Annotated in this window: 17 protein-coding genes and 2 pseudogenes; 2 read left to right on the forward strand and 17 right to left on the reverse strand. The window is 70.0% G+C overall.

Translation table 11 applies throughout. From position 1 onward, the window contains the following. Window positions 1-165: 165 nt before the first annotated feature. Window positions 166-421 (forward strand): annotated as a pseudogene (locus tag ACVWNX_RS02055) (glutaminase); the annotation flags it as partial. Between the two features lie 99 nt (window positions 422-520). On the opposite strand, the gene ACVWNX_RS02060 reads toward ACVWNX_RS02055, so the two are convergent. Both ACVWNX_RS02060 and tnpA read right to left on the reverse strand, forming a co-directional pair. Then, window positions 521-1,717, reverse strand: coding sequence for an RNA-guided endonuclease InsQ/TnpB family protein (locus ACVWNX_RS02060; protein WP_454412109.1), 1,197 nt, complete (start codon window positions 1,715-1,717; stop codon window positions 521-523). Next, complete coding sequence (gene tnpA / locus ACVWNX_RS02065; protein ID WP_454414605.1) at window positions 1,714-2,136, reverse strand: IS200/IS605 family transposase; 423 nt, start codon at window positions 2,134-2,136, stop codon at window positions 1,714-1,716. Before tnpA ends, ACVWNX_RS02060 begins: the two co-directional genes overlap by 4 nt. Before the next feature lie 624 nt (window positions 2,137-2,760). On the opposite strand from tnpA, the gene ACVWNX_RS02070 reads away from it, so the two are divergent. Continuing rightward, window positions 2,761-4,080 (forward strand): glycoside hydrolase family 18 protein, encoded by a 1,320-nt coding sequence (locus ACVWNX_RS02070; protein ID WP_454412110.1) that lies wholly within the window; start codon window positions 2,761-2,763, stop codon window positions 4,078-4,080. Between the two features lie 299 nt (window positions 4,081-4,379). On the opposite strand, the gene ACVWNX_RS02075 is transcribed toward ACVWNX_RS02070, so the two are convergent. The 15 genes and pseudogenes from ACVWNX_RS02075 to ACVWNX_RS02145 form a co-directional block, all read right to left on the reverse strand. Further along, window positions 4,380-5,690 carry an MFS transporter gene (locus tag ACVWNX_RS02075; RefSeq protein ID WP_454412111.1) on the reverse strand — a complete coding sequence of 437 codons (1,311 nt, stop codon included), beginning with the start codon at window positions 5,688-5,690 and terminating at the stop codon, window positions 4,380-4,382. Window positions 5,691-5,725: 35 nt separating this feature from the next. Continuing rightward, complete coding sequence (locus tag ACVWNX_RS02080; RefSeq protein ID WP_454412112.1) at window positions 5,726-6,100, reverse strand: MerR family transcriptional regulator; 375 nt, start codon at window positions 6,098-6,100, stop codon at window positions 5,726-5,728. Window positions 6,101-6,366: 266 nt separating this feature from the next. Further along, a complete protein-coding gene (locus tag ACVWNX_RS02085) occupies window positions 6,367-7,923 on the reverse strand; it encodes a peptide MFS transporter (RefSeq protein ID WP_454412113.1) in 1,557 nt (518 codons plus the stop codon). Between the two features lie 100 nt (window positions 7,924-8,023). Beyond that, complete coding sequence (locus ACVWNX_RS02090) at window positions 8,024-8,332, reverse strand: antibiotic biosynthesis monooxygenase family protein (protein ID WP_454412114.1); 309 nt, start codon at window positions 8,330-8,332, stop codon at window positions 8,024-8,026. Then, a complete protein-coding gene (locus ACVWNX_RS02095) occupies window positions 8,329-8,652 on the reverse strand; it encodes an antibiotic biosynthesis monooxygenase family protein (RefSeq protein WP_454412115.1) in 324 nt (107 codons plus the stop codon). The genes ACVWNX_RS02090 and ACVWNX_RS02095 overlap by 4 nt, the downstream gene beginning before the upstream one ends. Before the next feature lie 2 nt (window positions 8,653-8,654). Beyond that, window positions 8,655-9,404, reverse strand: a complete 750-nt coding sequence (locus tag ACVWNX_RS02100) for an SDR family NAD(P)-dependent oxidoreductase (protein WP_454412116.1) — start codon at window positions 9,402-9,404, stop codon at window positions 8,655-8,657. Between the two features lie 32 nt (window positions 9,405-9,436). Further along, window positions 9,437-10,174, reverse strand: coding sequence for an SDR family NAD(P)-dependent oxidoreductase (locus ACVWNX_RS02105; RefSeq protein ID WP_454414606.1), 738 nt, complete (start codon window positions 10,172-10,174; stop codon window positions 9,437-9,439). Between the two features lie 12 nt (window positions 10,175-10,186). Next, a pseudogene (locus ACVWNX_RS02110) lies at window positions 10,187-10,645 on the reverse strand (SRPBCC family protein); the annotation flags it as partial. A gap of 61 nt (window positions 10,646-10,706) precedes the next feature. Further along, window positions 10,707-11,969, reverse strand: coding sequence for a ketosynthase chain-length factor (locus ACVWNX_RS02115; RefSeq protein WP_454412117.1), 1,263 nt, complete (start codon window positions 11,967-11,969; stop codon window positions 10,707-10,709). Then, window positions 11,966-13,246, reverse strand: a complete 1,281-nt coding sequence (locus ACVWNX_RS02120) for a beta-ketoacyl-[acyl-carrier-protein] synthase family protein (protein WP_454412118.1) — start codon at window positions 13,244-13,246, stop codon at window positions 11,966-11,968. Before ACVWNX_RS02120 ends, ACVWNX_RS02115 begins: the two co-directional genes overlap by 4 nt. After that, window positions 13,243-13,677 carry a cupin domain-containing protein gene (locus ACVWNX_RS02125; RefSeq protein WP_454412119.1) on the reverse strand — a complete coding sequence of 145 codons (435 nt, stop codon included), beginning with the start codon at window positions 13,675-13,677 and terminating at the stop codon, window positions 13,243-13,245. The genes ACVWNX_RS02120 and ACVWNX_RS02125 overlap by 4 nt, the downstream gene beginning before the upstream one ends. Continuing rightward, window positions 13,674-14,045 carry a TcmI family type II polyketide cyclase gene (locus ACVWNX_RS02130; RefSeq protein ID WP_454412120.1) on the reverse strand — a complete coding sequence of 124 codons (372 nt, stop codon included), beginning with the start codon at window positions 14,043-14,045 and terminating at the stop codon, window positions 13,674-13,676. The genes ACVWNX_RS02125 and ACVWNX_RS02130 overlap by 4 nt, the downstream gene beginning before the upstream one ends. 92 nt (window positions 14,046-14,137) lie before the next feature. Beyond that, window positions 14,138-16,015, reverse strand: coding sequence for an asparagine synthase (glutamine-hydrolyzing) (gene asnB / locus ACVWNX_RS02135; protein ID WP_454412121.1), 1,878 nt, complete (start codon window positions 16,013-16,015; stop codon window positions 14,138-14,140). After that, the gene (locus tag ACVWNX_RS02140; RefSeq protein WP_454412122.1) at window positions 16,012-16,545 is read right to left on the reverse strand and encodes a hypothetical protein; all 534 of its coding nucleotides are present in this window, start codon (window positions 16,543-16,545) and stop codon (window positions 16,012-16,014) included. Before ACVWNX_RS02140 ends, asnB begins: the two co-directional genes overlap by 4 nt. After that, window positions 16,542-16,994: an anthrone oxygenase family protein gene (locus ACVWNX_RS02145; protein WP_454412123.1), complete on the reverse strand. Its 453-nt coding sequence runs from the start codon at window positions 16,992-16,994 to the stop codon at window positions 16,542-16,544. Before ACVWNX_RS02145 ends, ACVWNX_RS02140 begins: the two co-directional genes overlap by 4 nt. Between the last annotated feature and the right edge of the window lie 188 nt (window positions 16,995-17,182).

Here is a 17,182-nt window from a genome sequence, read left to right on the forward strand (position 1 = left end):
TCCGGGCAGGGGAAGAGCCGGACGCGCGGCGTCCGCTCCGAGGGCGTCCGGGCGGACGGCGGAGACGGGCGGAAGCACGGAGGAGGACTGATGCGGTCGATGATTCCCGACTATCTGGCCGAGGCCCTCGCAGACGTCGCGTCGGACACGTCCGGAGAGCCGACGGCCGTCGTCGAAGGCTACGTTCGCCAGTGCTCCGTGCTCGTCACCGCCCGGGACCTGGCCGTGATGGCCGCGACCTTGGCCAATCGCGGCGTGAATCCCCTCTCGAGCGAGCGCGTGGTGAGCGAACCGGTGGTGCGTCGGGGGCCTGATCGGCGCGCTCCCCGGTCAGATCGGCATCGCCACGTTCTCACCACGGCTGGACTCCCACGGGAACAGCGTCCGTGGAGTTTCGCTGTTCGGGAGGTTCTCCACCGACGACGACAGAGACAGACAGACACAGACACCGCAGACACATGGGTCTGCACGTGGTGACTCCACCCATGCGTAAAGGCGCGCGGGTTTCCTGTGTCGGTGGCTAGGCCACGTCGCAGAGGACCAGCCCGGCCCTGTTGAGCACGTTCACCGCGCCGACGTGGTCCGCGTTGGCCGCGAACCCGCATCTGACGCACTGGAACTTCGCCTGGGTGGCGCGGTTCTCCTTCGTGACATGCCCGCATTCGGGGCATGTGCGGGAGGTGTTGCGCGCGTCCACCGGGACCACGAGGCGACCGGCACTCTCAGCCTTGTCCGCCAGGATTCCGAGGAACTGCGCCCAACCCGCGTCGAGGATGCTGCGGTTGAGTCCGGCCTTCGCGGCAGCACCGTTAGGCAGGAAGCTGCCGGGCCGCCCGGGGTCGGCCTTGGGGGCGGGGCTCTTGGTCATGCCCGCCGTGTTGAGCCGCTCGTGCGCGATGACGTCGTGGCCGGTGATGAGCGCGCGGGCGGTCTTGTGGTGGAAGTCGGCACGCTGGCGCCTGATCCTGGCGTGCAGCCTGGCGACCTTCCGCGCGGCGGCCCGGTGCGCCCTGGTGCGCCTGGGGAATGTCGCGAGGTGCCGCTGCGCTTCGGCCAGTTCGTTGGCCGCCGCTTGGAGGAAGCGGGGGTTGGCGACGTGTTCGCCGTCCGAAGTGGTCAGGAAGTGGGCGATGCCCATGTCGATGCCGACGATCGCCCCGGCAGGCGGAAGCGGCTCGGCGGGGACGTTGTCGCAGACGAGGATGGTGTACCAGCGGTCGCCCTCGCGCTTCACCGAGATCGTCTTGACGCGGCCCTGTACGGGCCGGTGCCGGTGCACGCGGACGTGCCCGACGCCCTGGAGACGGACGCGGGTCTGCGGGTCATGGGGAGTGGAGTCCCAGCGGCAGCCGTCACCGTCCTTCGGGAAGGTGACGGTGTCGAAGTGGCCCGCGCCCTTGAACCTGGGGTAGCCCGGCGTGAGACCGGTCCTGACGCGGCGGAAGAACGCCTGGAATGCCTTGTCGAGGCGGCGCAGGGTGGCCTGCTGCGAGCTGAACGACCAGCGGCCCTGGCACTCGGGGTCGAACGCGCGGATGTCCTTGAGCTGGGCAGACTGGTCGCCGTAGCGGATGGTGGTCTTCGAGGTGTGCCGGTAGGCGTCCCGGCGTTCCTGGAGGGCACCGTTGTACAGCGAGCGGTGGTCCCGCAGCATCTCACCCAGCGCGGCCGTCTGACGGGCCGTGGGACGCAGGAGGAACTTGTACGCGCGGATCACGGGCCGTCTCCCTTCTTCCGCGGGCGTTCCCACTGGGTGTTGATGTACCTCTCCACTGTCGCCGCCGGTACCGCACCGGCCGATGCCGTGAAGTACGACGATGACCACAAGGTGGGCATCCGCGACTTCAGGTGCGGGAACTCCTCGCGCAGCACGTGGGAGGTGAAGCCCTTGAACTGGTTGGCCACATACGAGGCCGAGGACTTCGGGTCGTGCTTGACGAAGAGGTGGACATGGTCGGGCATCACCTCAAGGGCGATGATCTCCCAGCCGCGTTCCTCCGCCTTCTGCCGGATCAGTTCGTCCAGGCGTTCCGCGACCCGTCCGTCGAGGACCGGACGGCGGTACTTCGGGCACCACACCACATGGAGCCCAAGGTCATACACACCGCCGGAAAACCGACGAACCTTCCTGGGCACCGTCACACGATCACTATACACACGCCACAGGTCTAATACACCGGAAAGGCGGGCACAGGTGAGCAGCGCAGATCCGCACACTCACCTGAAGTCAGAACAACCCAGAGAAGCCATTCCCCACCCCGCAAAACCGGGGCGTCCCCTGGCTAGGAACTGATGGAGTCCCCGCCGCTGCGCGCGCCATCGTGCGGTCCAGCCAGGTGCTCGGCAGCGGCCCGAACGCGGTCCGGGTCATCCAACTGCAGGGCGGGATCGGTTTACCAGAGCCGAGAGGGTCGTCCGGGAAGCCGTCAACACCGACCCACGGCACCGGGACCACGTCTTCTCCCCGCCGGACGAATCGCCCGGCGGGGGCGTGACGTTCAGCGGAGCCGAGTTCCCGGCAGGGGCGGGGAGGGGACGCCCGTCCCCGCCCCTGCCCGGACGTCCGGCGCACGAGACCGCCTCGTCGTTCACGACGCGCGGCGCGTGGCGAGCGGAAGAAACGACTAACGTTCCGTCAATTCCCAAGAGGGCCAGGCCACTTCGTGTGGTCTGGCCTCTTGTGCGCACCTCCCTGATGGACTAGATCTCTTCTCTCGATTGGTACAGACCACCTGACCCCGTTCAGACAAGGCCACCAGCATGCTCAGACGCACCTCCACGTTCCTGGCGACGGCTCTGCTCACCTCGCTCGTCGCGGTCCCCGCGACCGCCCACGCCGATGACGACGACAGCGGCCGGCTGCCCGGCCACCGCGTGGCCTACCTCACCGCGTGGAGCGCCTACAGCGGCTTCTCCGTCAAGAAGGTCCAGGACTCGGGCCAGGCGGCGAAGCTGACCGTGATCAACTACGCCTTCGGCAACATCTCCCCCGAGGGCACCTGCTTCGAGGACAACCTGGCCGACCAGGCCGACGCCTGGGCCGACTACCAGCGCCCGATCAGCGCGGCCGACTCCGTGGACGGCGTCGCCGACACCTGGGACCAGCCGCTGAAGGGCAGCTTCAACCAGCTGCGGAAGCTGAAGGCGAAGAACCCCCATCTGAAGGCCGTCATCTCGATCGGCGGCTGGGGCTGGTCCAAGTACTTCTCGGACGTGGCCGCCACCGACGCCGCGCGCAAGAAGTTCGTGTCCTCCTGCGTCGACCTCTACATCAAGGGCAACCTGCCGCAGCTGGGCTCGCCGGAGGGCGGCCCGGGCAGCGGCGCGGGCGTCTTCGACGGCATCGACCTCGACTGGGAGCACCCGGGCGGCGACGGTCTGCCGGACAACTCGGTGCGCCCCGAGGACGGCCGCAACTTCACCCTGCTGCTGGCCGAGTTCCGGCGGCAGCTGGACGCGCTGGGCGACGGCGAGCGGGGGCGCCGCCTGCTGACGGCGGCCGTCGCCGCCAACACCGACGTCGCGGACCGGCTGGAGCTGAAGAAGGTCGCCCGCCACGTGGACTACCTGAACCTGATGACCTACACCATGCACGGCTCCTGGGAGCCGCAGGGCCCGACCAACCACCAGGCGAACCTGTACACCGACCCGGCCGACCCCTCCGGCGTCGACTACAGCTACAGCGCGGACAAGGTGGTGCGGCACTACCTGGCCGGCGGCCTGCCGGCCCGCAAGGCGGTGCTCGGGGTGCCGTCCTGGGGCTACGGCTGGACGGGAGTGCCCGCCGGAACGAAGAACGGCCTCTACCAGCCCGCCACCGGCATGTCACCACGCGGCGACCAGCTGCCCTACAAGGCCATCAAGGACCTGCCGGGCACCGTGTACACCGACCGGAAGCACGGCGCGGCCTGGAAGTACGACGGCACCGATTTCTGGACGTACGACACCCCGGCCACCGCCGCCCAGAAGGCCCGCTACACCCGGCGGAACGGCCTCGGCGGCGTGATGGTCTGGTCCCTGGACGGGGACGACGCCCAAGGCTCCCTGATCACCGCGCTGGACCGCGGTCTGCGGCACTGACCCGCGGTCGCGCACCCGGTGGCGGGCGGGGCGACCCGGCCGCCACCGGGTGGCCCGTCGCTCCAGCGGTCGGCTGGGGGGCGGCCCGTCAACCGACGCCGGACGCCCGCCCGCCGGACGGCGTCGCTCGCGCCGCCGCCGCCGTCGCCCCGGGCCGCACGGACGACCAGCACCCAGGAGAAACGTCCCGGCGTTTCTCCTGCCTCCCGTCGGCCCCCGCCCCGTACCCCTGGCCACCACGGCCGTCCGGGACGCCTTGTCCCCGGGCGGTGGTGACGTGATCGCTTCCCTGGGACCCGTCAGTCCCTCCCGGCGCGCCCCTCCCGGTTCCCGTCGGGAACGACAGCGGACCCGAGGGCGGCGGATCCGCCCTCCCGGCCCGATCCGTCGGACGCTCCCCGGCGGTCCGTACGCGGGAAGCCGTTCCGGCGGGCCAGGAAGACCGTGAGGGTGGAGACGGCGAGGAGCCCGGCAGCCGTCCACGGCAGGGCCGTGGTGCCCGCACCCGTGAGGACCGCGCCACCGAGGAGGGAACCGCCCGCCATGGCGATGTTCCAGCCGGTCACCCAGAGGGAGTTGGCGGTGTCCGGGGCTCGCGGGGCCGCTCTGACGCCCGCGGTCTGCATGAGCGCGGGGACGCCGCCGTGGGTCACGCCCCACAGGACCGCGGCCGTGAGGACGACCGCCGTGCTGCCGTCGAAGACGGCGAGAGCGGTGAGGCACAGGGCCGCGAGGGTCAGGAGGGCCAGCGTCGAGCCCCGTAGCCACCGGTCGGCGGTGGCACCCGCGATCCACACGCCCGCCGTCGAGCCGAGTCCGAAGACGAACAGCACCACACCGGTGGAGACGGCGAGCTCCGCCCGCTCCACGAAGGGCGCGATGTACGTGTAGAGGACGTAGAAGCCGAGCACCATGGCGATCGAGGCCGCGTTGACGGCGGCGACACCGGGCGTGCGGATCGTGACGAGAAGACCCCGGGCCTTTCCGGCTCCCGCGACAGCCGCCCCCGGAAGCCCCGGCAGCCGCCACCGCGCCACTGCGGCCAGCACCAGTACGAGACCGGTCAGAACGAGGAACACCCCGCGCCAGCCGATCAGTTCTCCGAGCAGGGTGCCGACCGGGATGCCGAGCGAGAGCCCGAGGGTCATGCCCGCGAGCGCAGTGGCGATGGCCTTGCCCTCGCGACGCGGAGCGAGCCGGGCCGCGTACGCCGGAACCATCGCCCACAGCACGCCCGCGAAGACTCCCGAGACGATCCGCGCCCCCAGGGTGACGGCGAAGTCGGCCGAAACGGCGGTCACCGCGTTGGTGGCGGCGAAGCCGAGCAGGAGGGCGAGCAGCAGGGTGCGACGGGGCAGGGGAAGGGTCCAGGCGGTCATCGGGATGGCGGTGAGGGCGGCCGCCAGCGCGTAAACGGTCACGAGCAGTCCGGCGCGGGCTTCCGGCACCCCGAGGCTCTCGCTCATACCAGGCAGGACCCCGGCGGGCATCGCCTCGGTCAGGATCGTGATGAAGGCGGCGCCGGAGAGGATGAGCAGGCCGCCGAGCGGCCACGGCGGGGGCGGCGCGGGAGCCGTGGCGGGCGGGGATGAGCACGTCGTCAATGTCATGGCCGGACCGTAAAACCCTCACGCATGCGTGAGGGTCAAGCCCGGTCTCCGGCCGCCCTCCGCGCCGCCTTCAGATAGGCGTCGAGAGCGTTGCGGTTCCGCACCAGGCAGTGGATGCGCCGGTCGAGCTGTTCACGTTCGGCTGTGACCTGGTCGAGCATCCGCGCACACGGAACGGGCGGCAGCAGATCGACCGGCCCTTCGAGGTAGGGCAGGATGTCACGGATGATCCGGGTGGGCAGTCCGCAGTCGATCAGCCCCCGGATCTGCCGGACCACCTCGTCCGCGCCCTCGCAGTAGTCGCGGTAGCCGTTGCCCGAACGGGCGGGGCGGATCAGGCCCTCCTCCTCGTAGTAGCGCAGCGCGCGCACACTGACTCCGGCCAGCCGGGACAGTTCACCGATCCTCACTCGCACCCCTCCCTTGACGCCTCACATGGACGTGAGGGTTCACGGTACCTCCGGTACGCCGGGCCCGACGGCGTCCGGGTCTTGATCCAGGCCAGCCCCGGCCCGACTGAAGGGGGTATGGATTTCGCCATGGCCAACAACAAGTGCCCCGGCGCATCCGGTCCCGGCCCCGTACGACCGGCGGGGTTGGTCGCGCGGGGCGCTCCCCCTGTCCGGCATGACAGGGAGACGGCCCGGGGCGGGCTCGCCGTCAACCCGGTCGAGCGCTAGGAGCACGGCATCTGGCCAGTGCCTTCGTGTCTTCCAGCGCTGTGGACGGGCAGCGGCAGATTCGGACGCAGACGGCGGGCCGCAGCTGCCACAACGGCACCGATCGTGAGCACGGCAGTGCCCATCAGCAGGAAATAGGCCGACAGCGGGAGCATCTCGGTCAGCCGGTAGAGCTGACCACCCAGCACCACACCGACCGCGGCGAACATGCCGTTGAGGGCGAGGAACCGGTTGGCGAAACCGGGAGGGGCGACCGCCGCGGTGAGCGCGAGGCCCGCCGGGGCCAGGACGATCTCACCGAGGGAGCAGAGCAGATAGACACCGGTCAGCCAGGCCATGGAGACCGGGCGCTGCTGGGCCAGAAGCGCGGCCCCGGCCATGACCACGAAGCTCAGGCCGGCCACACACAGCGCGCCCGCGACCTTCGTGGTCACCGCGCCGGGCAGTCGCGTGACGAAGGGGGCCAGCAGCAGCACGAACAGGGGGTGCACCGACTGCATCCAGCTCGCTGGTACGTCGAAGCCGAGGACGACGCGGTCGGTGTGGCGCTCCGCGAAGAGGGAGAGCGCCGAACCGCTCTGAGCGAAGATCATCCAGAAGGCCGCCGACGCGCCCATGACAGCGGTGAACGCGGAAAGCCGCTTGGCGTCGATGGATGTACGGCGGCTCAGCACCCGCAGATAGAGGAACGGCAGCGTCACGGTCGCCAGCCCCAACAGCGCCAGCAGCGCGGTGAGCGGCAGCGCACCCAGCGAGACCGCGGCGACGGCGACCGCGGCGACCGCAAGGACGATGCCCGCTCGCCGGGCCGCCGTACGGGCCTCTTCGCGCGGGATCGGACGCGTCGGTCCCCGGCCGACCTGTTCGAGGGCACGCATCCCGATGCCGAACTGGGCCAAGCCCGCCGCCATTCCGAAGGCTGCCGCGGCGAAACCGAGGTGCCAGGCGACTTTCTGTGCCAGCAGTCCGGTGACGACCGGGGCGAGGAGCGCGGAGATCTGGATGCACATGTAGAAGCGGGAGAAGGCCGCTTCCCGCTTGTCGGCACCACTGACGGCGGCGACCATCGCGGCCAGTGAGGGCTTGGACAGGCCGGTGCCGACGACGATGAGCGAGAGTCCGGCGTAGAGCGCGGGGGCGGAGGTGAGGGAGAGGACGGCGTGTCCGGCGGCGATGAGTCCGCCGCCGAGAAGCACGGCCCGGCGCGCGCCGAGTACCCGGTCGGCCAGCCAGCCACCGGGCAGTCCGGCCATGAAGTTCAAGGACATGTAGGTGGCGAACACGGCGGTGGCGGTCTGCGCGGGCATGCCCAGACCGCCGTCGGCGGGGGCCGCGGTGAGGTACAGGACCAGGATCGCGGCCATCCCGAAGAAACTGAAGCGTTCCCAGAGATCCACGCCGAGCAGGGTTGCGAACGCGCGTCGGCCCTCGGGAACGGGGGCGGGTCCGCTGTGGACCGGGGAGGTGTGCCCGACCGGGCCGGGCTGGCTCTCCCCACCCGGGGGCAGTGGTGAGCCCGTGCTGTCGTCGTGCGTCCGGCTCGGGCCGTCCACGTTCTCTCCTTCGTGTACCAGCGAAGCTCCGGACCGGCTTGTCGAGGACTCGGCGGAAGAGGCTGGATGTCTTCCGCCGAGTCCTCGGCAGGGGTCGGTCTCAATAGCTGGCGAGGACCTCGTAGATCTCGAAAGGCCGGGCCCGTTCGGTGTCGCGGAACTCGCGCAGTGGTGCAGTCTGGCCCTTGTGCTCCGGACCGCTCTCCCACTCCTCGAAGGACTCCCACGTGTCCCAGTGGCTGACAACGACATAACTCTCGGGACGGCCCAGCTCGTTCATCAGTTGGTTGCCCAGCAGACCCGGAGTGCCAGCCATGCGACGGCTGGTCTCGTGGTAAGCCGCCAGAACGTCCTCGCTGCTGGGAGACAGGTGGTAGAGCACCACTTCCACGGCGGGAGCGACCGTCATGCGGCGGTCCCGGAGAGGCTGGCGACGATGTTCATCGTCGCCATGGAGCCACCGCTGCGGTACGGGTGCAGCCTGGTGCGGTGCCGCAGGTGGGTGTCGCTGGTCTCGAACTGACGGAACTGCGGTTCGTCGACCCAATCGCTGATGATGTAGTAGATGTCGTCCTCGTCGGGGGTCGTGCTCCTGGACAGCCACTGGCCGCGGTTGGCCGGATGGCTGGTGACCGACCCGCCGACCTCCTTCCACACCTGCTCGAAGTCGGCTTCCATGCCGGGCTTGATCTGCATGCGGAGCATGACCCGGAAAGTCGCGTCGGACACGGTCAGATACCTCCGTCAACGTTGAGGGTCTCCCCTGTGATGTACGCCGACAGATCGCTGAGCAGGAACAGGACCGGGGCGGCGAGTTCGTCGACCCGGCCCAGCCGCGCCAGGGCCGTCTTCCGCGCGTACGTCGCGCGCAGGCCCTCGGCGCGCTCGGCGGGCATGGCGTCGAAAGCCTCGGTCTCGATGACACCAGGGGCGACCACGTTGACCCGGATACCTTGGCCGCCCAGTTCCTTGGCGAGCGAGCGGGTGAGGCCGGTCAGCGCCGCCTTGGCCGCGGTGTAGTGGGCACGCAGCGGAATGCCCGCGGCGGCACCGCGTGAACCGATGTTGACGACCGACGCGCCGGTGCCCAGGAGCGGCAGCGACTGCTGGATCACGCGGTAGACAGCCGTCAGGTTGGTGTCCAGGACACGCGACCACTCGTCCGGAGGAAGCTCGGCGAAGGGGATGTGGCTGATGACACCCGCGTTGTTGACGATGCCGTCGAGCTTTCCGTACTTCTCCTTGGCCCTCGCCACCAGGGCGTCGACCTGTTCCAGGTCGCCGACGTCCGCACGGACGACCTCGTGGTCGCCGCCGGTCCCCTTCAGCTCCCGGCGCAGGCTCTCGACGTGCTCGCTGTCCCGCACGTAGCAGGTCAGCAGATCGGCGCCGGCGCGGGCCGCGGCGAGCACGATGCCGCGCCCGATGCCACGGGAGCCGCCGGTGACCAGGAGTTTCCTGCCCCGCAGTCCGAGTTCCATGTGGTCCGTCCTCTCAGTGGTGCGACGGTGGCTCACACGCAGCCGTCGACGTGGATGTTCTGTCCGGTGATGTAGGAGGCCTGGTCACTGATCAGGAACAGCACGACACCGGCTATCTCCTGCGGGGTGCCGAGGCGGCCCAGGGCGGCGAACTGCGAGAAGGTCGCACGCTGCTGGGCGGCCACCTGGGGCGGCAGTTCGTCGAGCGCCTCGGTGGCGATCCGGCCGGGTGAGAGCGTGTTGACCCGGATGCCCCGCGGGCCCAGTTCACGAGCCAGGGAACGGGTCAGACCGACCAGTGCCTGTTTGACCGCGGTGTAGTGGGCTCCTCCGGTCATGCCGATACGAGCCACCGTGGAGCCGAGGTTGACGATCGAGGCGTCCTTGCCGAGTAGCGGTAGCACGGCCTGTATGACCTGGTGGGCGCCGGTGAGATTCGACTGCAGCGCCGTGGCCCACGCCGCGTCGGTCAGCTCCGCGTAGGGCGTCGGTGCGAAGTCGCCGACGTTGTTCACCACCGCGTCGAGGCCACCGAGCAGCTTTTCGGCCCGCTCCGCCAGCAGCCGGGCGCCGGACGCCTCGCTCGCGTCCGCCCGCAGCACATGCTGGGTGCCGGGGAGCGGAGTGAGCTCCTTGGTCAGCGAGGTGACGTAGTCGTTCTCCCGGCGGTAGCAGGTGACCACATCGGCACCGGCGCGAGCGGCGGCGAGCACGATGGCGCGCCCGATGCCACGGGAGCCGCCGGTGACCAGGATCCGCTTATCCGCCAGGTCCGCGAACGGTGTGCGCTGCGCACGGGCGGCGGCCTCGATCCTGGACTTGATGAGCCCCAGCTGGACCAGGCTGTTGCGGTTGATCCGGTCGGTCATGCCGTCGTCATCGAGCGGGGCCCCGTCCTTCATGTGGAAGTCCTGGGTCCACTGCATCCGAACGCCCTCATCGGTCTGGGTGTACTCCCAGTGGATGTTCATGTACTCGAAGGGACCGGTCTCCACACGGTGGGCACGGACGGTGCGGGTCGCCGCGTCGGTGGTGCGTTGAGAGGTCCAGCTCCACACCTTGCCGTCCTCGTCCGGGTGCAGGGCGAGCCGGAAGGTGACCGTGGGGCCGTCCTGCTCCAGGATTTCGGCGACGGAGTATTCGCTGAACAACTCGGTCCAGGACGCCACGTCGTTCGTGCGCTCCCAGACGAAGTCCATCGGGGCGTCGATGACGACGGAGTTGCGGGTGTGGCCTGCCATCAGACTCGGGCCTCCTCGGCGCGTTCGCTCATGACTTCCTGCCCTTTCGTGTACGGACGGGTCACTTGGTGTGGTCGGTGCGGTCGCCCGCGCCCAGGACCAGGGCGGAGGTGAATCCGCCGTGGCCGCGGGCGAGAACCACGGCGACGCGGACAGCGGTGTGCCGCGGGCTGCCGACGACCAGGTCAAGGCCCAGACCGGGAGCGGGGCGGTCGACTCCGGAGGTGTGCGGGATCACGCCAGCGCTCAGGCTGAGCAGGGCGGTCGCCACGTCCAGGGGTGCCCCGCCGGCGTACAGCCGGCCGGTGAGGGTTTTGGGCGCGGTCACCGGCACCTGTCCGGCGCCGAACACTTCGTTGATCGCGGCGGCTTCGGCGTGGTCCAGGTCGGGCGTGCCCGCGGCGTCGGCGAAGACGACGCCGACGGAGTCCGCGGTGATCCCGGAGTCTTCGACGGCCCGGCGGATGACGGAGGCCAGGACGGGCGGGCGTCCGGTGCCGGGCAGCGGGTCGAACCCGGCGGCGTAGCCAAGGATCCGGCCGTAGTGCTGGGTGCCTCGCTCACGGGCACCCTGCTCGGTCTCGATCAGCAGCATGGCCCCGCCCTCGCCGGGCGCGTAGCCACCGGCGGCTTCGTCGAAGGGCAGATAGGCACGAGCCGGGTCGTCCGCGGTGGACAGGTCGCCGGTGGCCAGCTGGGCGGTCAGACCGTAGGGGCACAGCGAGGCGTCCGTGCCCCCGCTCAGGACCAGCCGGGAGCCGGTGTCCAGCAACCGCCGGGACTGGCCCAGCGCGTCCAGGCCACCGGCCTGTTCGGCGCAGATGACTCCGCAGGGTCCGCGCATGCCGTGGCGGATGGAGACCTGGCCTGTGGTGGCGGCGTAGAACCAGGCGATGGACTGGTAGGCGCCGACCCAGGCCGGGCCCTGCTGATAGAGCCGCTCCATCTCATGCTGGCCGAACTCGGTGCCGCCGGAGGAGCTCGCGGTGACCACGGCCATTTCGTACTCGGGCAACCGCCGCGGGTCGGCGTCCGCGTCGGCGAGGGCCGCCTCGGCCGCGGCCAGAGCGAAGTGGGTGAACCGGTCGGTCCGGTCGATCAGACCTTTGGGTACCTGCTCGCCGACCGCGAATCCGGGTACTTCCCCGGCCACCTTGACCGGATAGCCGGTCGGGTCGAAGCGGGTGATGCGGCCAAGGCCGCTCTTTCCGGCCAGCACGGACTCCCAGTGCCGGCGGACCCCGATTCCGGTGGGGGCGACCACTCCGATCCCGGTGACGACCGCCGGGCGTCGGCGTCCTTCCGGTATGCCGAGCGCGCTCATGCCACCACCGTCTTCCGGCTTCCTGGACGGCTGAGGATCATGGCGCTCTGGAAGCCGCCGAATCCGCTGCCGACGCTCAGTACGTGGTCCATGCGGTGTTCCCGTGCGACGACCGGCACGTAGTCGAGATCGCACTGGGGGTCGGGGACCGTGAGGTTCGCCGTGGGCGGCACCACTTGGTAGCGCAGGGCCAGGGCGCAGGCGGCCACTTCCAGGGAGCCGATCGCTCCCAGCGAGTGCCCGATCATCGACTTGATGGAGCTGACCGGGATCTCATGGGCGCGTTGTCCCAGGCTCCTTTTGAAGGCGGCCGTCTCGTGCCGGTCGTTCTGCTTGGTTCCGGAACCGTGCGCGTTGACATGGTCGATGTCGCGCGGATCGAGCTTCGCGCGGCGCAGGGCGATCCTGATGGCTTCGGCCATCTCACGCCCGTCGGGCTTGAGTCCGGTCATGTGGAAGGCGTTGGAGCGGTTGGCGAAGCCGGCCACCTCGGCGTAGACGGTGGCGCCGCGCCGACGGGCCGCCCCGGCTTCCTCGATCACCATGACCGCGGAGCCCTCGCCCAGGACGAAGCCGTCGCGGCGGCCGTCGAAGGGGCGGGACGCGGTGCCGGGGTCGTGGTCGGCGTTCGGTGTCGTGGCCTTGATCGCGTCGAAGCAGGCGGAGGTGATGGGTGACAGCGGGGCATCGGTGGCGCCCGCGACGACGATGTCGGCGGCGCCTTCCTCGATGAGCTGGACACCGTGGGCAATCGCGTCGAGGCCGGAGGTGCAACCGGTCGAGATCAGCGCGACGGGGCCTTCCGCCCGGGCCCGCCAGGCGACTTCGGCCGCCAGTGTGCTGGGGACCATGTAGCCGTACAGGTGCGGAACGCCGTAGGTGTGGTCGACGAGCCAGTTCTTGCCGCCGTCCGACAGGACCGCGTACTCGCCTTCCAGGCCGGTGGTGCAGCCGACGGCGCTGCCTATGCTGACAGCGGTCCGGCCGGGGTCACCGGCTTCGACGTCGATGCCGCTGTCCTCGATCGCCTCCTGGACCGCGACTACGGCGAACTGGGCGGCTCTGTCCATCCGGCGCGCTTCCCGAGGGCTCAGGCCAGCGGCCACCGGGTCGAAGTCGCACTCGGCGGCGACCTGGGAGCGGAACGTCGACGCGTCGAACAGGGTGATCTGACGGGTGGCTGTACGGCCGTCCGTGAGCAGCTCCCAGTAGGCGTCCCGGCCGATGCCGCCGGGAGCGACGACGCCGACCCCGGTGATGACGGCGCGACGGCTCATCGCGGCCCTCCGACATCCGGGGTGCCGCCGTTCTCGACGAGTGGGGCCTCGGTGTCGACGTGGCCGAGTTCCGGGCGGGGCGCGAGCGGTGACAGGTGGAAGACCACCAGGGCCGGCTCCGGACCGGTGTTGACCAGGCGGTGGCGCATGTTGATAGGGACCAGCAGCGAGTCGCCGGGGCCGATGATGACGGGCTCGCCGTTGAGGGTGATCTCCAGCTCTCCGGTGACGACGTGCAGGAACTCCTCCGAGTAGGGATGGAGGTGCTCGGTGACGTACTCTCCCGGTGCCAGCCGCAGGGAGCCGCCGAAGCCGGAGGTGCAGCCGACGGTGCGCGGGCTGAGGGTGATCCGGATGTCGCCGCCGCGCTTGCGGTTGGAGACGACCTCCTCCACGTTGACCTTGGTGGGAGTGGTCGCCGCGGTCGTCATCGGCCACCCCCCAGGTTCGGGGCGGACGGCTGGGTGACGAGGGGGCCGCTGTCGGACGTCCATGAGTAGAACGGAACGGCCATCGCGTCGCGCGGCTCGCGCCAGTTCGGGTCGTAGGGGGAGATGAATTCCTGAAGCCGGGTGTTGACGTCGTTGTAGAGCGGGTGGCTGCGCGCCTTGTAGAGGTTCGGGCCGATGTCCTGCTCCGCCTCGACGAGGTGGAAGTACAGGTCGTGGAAGGCGAACAGCGTCCGCCTGGAGACGCCCACCATGTGGGGCAGATCGGTGCTGTCCGAATCCGCGAAGACCTGTCCGACGCCTTCAGCGTCGGACAGGTTCATCCTGGCCACGATCAGTGTGCGGTGCACGTTGCCCTCCTGGCTTCTTCGGTCGTTGCTCCACCCTGATGAGTGGTGCTCAAAGCTGTCTTGGAACGCCCTGGAGCGGTGGCCCGGCGATGTCAGAGCCGCAGGTCGATCCGGTACTCGGTGAGCCAGGTCTCGCATTGCAGCACCATTTCCATGCTGGCTCGCTCGACCCAGGCGAAGGCGCCCTGCGGGGAGCTGGCCGCGGTCAGCGCCTCGGCGGAGGCCGTCGCGTCGAGCAGCCCGGCGACGGCTGCGCCGCGGTCGGTGGCCAACTCGGTGAAGCGGCGGCGCACGAAGTCTCCGTAGGCGGCTTCCTGGGTGGTGGGATACGCGCTCTTCTTGCGGTACAGAACGGCGTCGGGCAACAGGTCGGCGACCGCGGAGCGCAACAGGCTCTTCTCGACACCGCCGACCCGCTTCATGGCGGCCGGCACGTTGTAGACGTATTCGACGAGCGCCCGGTCGCAGAAAGGCGGCCTCAGCTGCACGCCGTGAGCCATGCTCATGCGGTCGGCACGGTCGAGGTGGGTGGGCGCCCAGCGGGTCAGGGCGAGATAGGTGACCTCGCGGGCCCGGCGCTCGGCGGGAGTGTCCCCGTCGATGTGCGGGACCTCGGTGAGGGCATCGCGGTAGTGCTGGTCCGCGTAACCGAGGAAGTCCAGTTGCTTGCGCAGCTGCCGGTCGATCATGGAGGTGCCCAGTCCCCCGGCCGCCGCGTCGTGACCTCGTTCGAAGGAGACCCAGGGGAACGTCTGCGAGTTGCTGTGTTTCGGGTCGTACGCCCAGAAGTAGCCGTTGAAGACCTCGTCCGCGGTCTCGCCGGAGAGCACGGCGGTGAATCCCGCCTTGCGGAGCCGGGCGAAGAACCGCATGAGAGAGATGTCCATGTCGCCGAGCGGCGAGGGGGCGTCCTGGCTGCGCAGGGCGGCGGCGTGCACCTCGGGGTCGGTGAGGGCGGCCGTGTCGAGCAGGACTTCGGAGTGCTGAGAGCCGATGTGCCGCGAGGCGAGTGCCGCGAAGGGCGCGTCGGGTGTGGAGCGCATCGTGGGGTGGGGCTCGAAGTTCTCGGTGTAGCCGGTGAAGTTGACGGAGAAGCTGCGTAGCGGGCCGATGCCTGCGGCGGCGAGGTTCCGATGGGCCAAGGCGGTCAGGGCGCTGGAATCGATACCGCCGGAGAGCATGGCCCCCACGGGGACATCGGCGCGCAGATGGGAAGCGACAGCGTCGGCGAGCAGGCCGCGGACGGTGGTGATGGTGTCCTCAAGGCTGTCGGTGTGCTGCCGGGCGGGCAGCGACCAGTACCGCCGCTCCTGGCTGCCGGAGCCACGGACGACGAGCGCGTGGCCGGGGACGACCTCGCGCATGCCGCGGAAGACGGCGGTGCCGGGCTTACGGCTGTGTGCGAACAGTTCACGCAGGCCGTCGGCGTCGACGACCGGCTTGACGTCGGGGTGGGCGAGTATCGCCTTGGGTTCGGAACCGAACAGGACTCCGCCGGAAGTCGGGTAGTAGCTGAGCGGCTTGACACCGAGGCGGTCACGGGCCAGCAGCAGCTCCTGGTGGCGTACGTCCCACACGGCGATCGCGAAGTGGCCCTCAAGACGTGTGAGGAATCCGGCTCCCCATTCCAGATAGGCGCGCAGCGCGGTCTCGCCATCGCCGCCGCCGGTGAACCGGTGGCCTTTCGTGGTGAGTTCGCCTCGCAGCTCGATGTGGTTGGTGAGGGCTCCGTCGAGGGTGAGGACGGCGACCACGGCGCCGCCCTCGGTGGTGTGGACAGCGGGTTGCACGCCGGTCTCCGTCACGTCGCGCAGGGCCAACCGCCGGTGGGCGAGCACGGCGTGGCGCTCGGCCCAGACGCCGCGGCCGTCGGGGCCGCGGTGGGCGAGGGCTGCCGCCATGGTCTCGACGGTCCCGGCTTCCTCGGACAGGTTCCGCTCGAAGTCGACCCAGCCGGCGATCGCGCTCATCGGAAGGTCCTCTCGTTGACGACGGGTTCGGTGGTGGGGGTCACGGCCACCAGAGCGATCGGGATGCCGGTGACGGCCGCCCGGAAGTCGGCCAGAGTGAGCGTGTCGGCGTGGGCGACGATGCCCAGGCGCCGCTGGGCGGCCTCGGCGCCGTAGCGTTCGTACAGGTCGTGGTATCCGCGGGCGGTCTGCTCCAGGTCGGTGACCAGTGCGAAGTGGGCAGGGGTGCGGCTGCCGCGCCAGGTGATCTCTCCGGACGCCCCGTCGGTGAAGTTGTGGCGCCAGGCGCTGCCGGTGGCGATGAACAGGGCGCCACCGATGTGGTGCACACCCACGGGCACGGTGTACCGATGACCGCTGCGCCGACCCGTGAAGTGCAGCAGGGCGAGGTGTTCGGCTACGGGGCCCGGGTCGGTCCCGGTGAGGACCGCGATCATGCGGGCGTTGGCGGCGGCCCTTTCCTCAGCGGCGGGCAGGACCCGGGAGATGCCCGGACCCGCCGCGGCGCCCGCTTCCGTACCGGCGTTCATGAGAGCACCACCGCGGCCGCGGTCAAGGAGCAGCCGGTGATGGCGAAGCAGGTGCGCAGCAGGTGCCAATCACGCCACTGGACGCGCGGGTCCTCCCAGTCGGGCCCGAGGTCTTCGGGGCGCGTCTTCTTGACCCGGTTGTTGATGGGTACGTTCCGGGTCTGTGAGACGACGGCGACGCCGGCCATCGCAAGGGCACCGGCGGTGAACAGCACGCGTGGTCCCGTCTCGTCGGCGCTGACGGCGAAGGCCGCGTCGATGACGACGGAGCTGCTCACGATGAACGGCATGACGCGGTCGTACCGCTTGCCCAGCAGCTTGTGGGTGTCGACGTAGCGGTCCGGTGGCATCGCGATCAGGGCGGGCATGACGCTGACCGCCACGGCGAACAGCACTCCCGCCACCAAGCCGGTGCCCAGTAGCACCAGCACACTCAGGGTTTCCACCATGTCCCTGGTCCTCCCGTCCAGCAGGGTTCAGCGGCGCTATGAAGATTTCAGCCGTGCCTCGGGTGCCGCTCGAAGCGATCTGGAAGGGCAGGTCCGTCCGGAAGCCGGGGAAAGTTCCGGACGGACGCGTTCACAGCCCGAGTGGTCCTCTAGCCGAGCGGTGTTCGCTTGCCGGGAGTGTCCGGAAC

The sequence above is a fragment of the Streptomyces sp. JNUCC 64 genome (assembly GCF_054484115.1).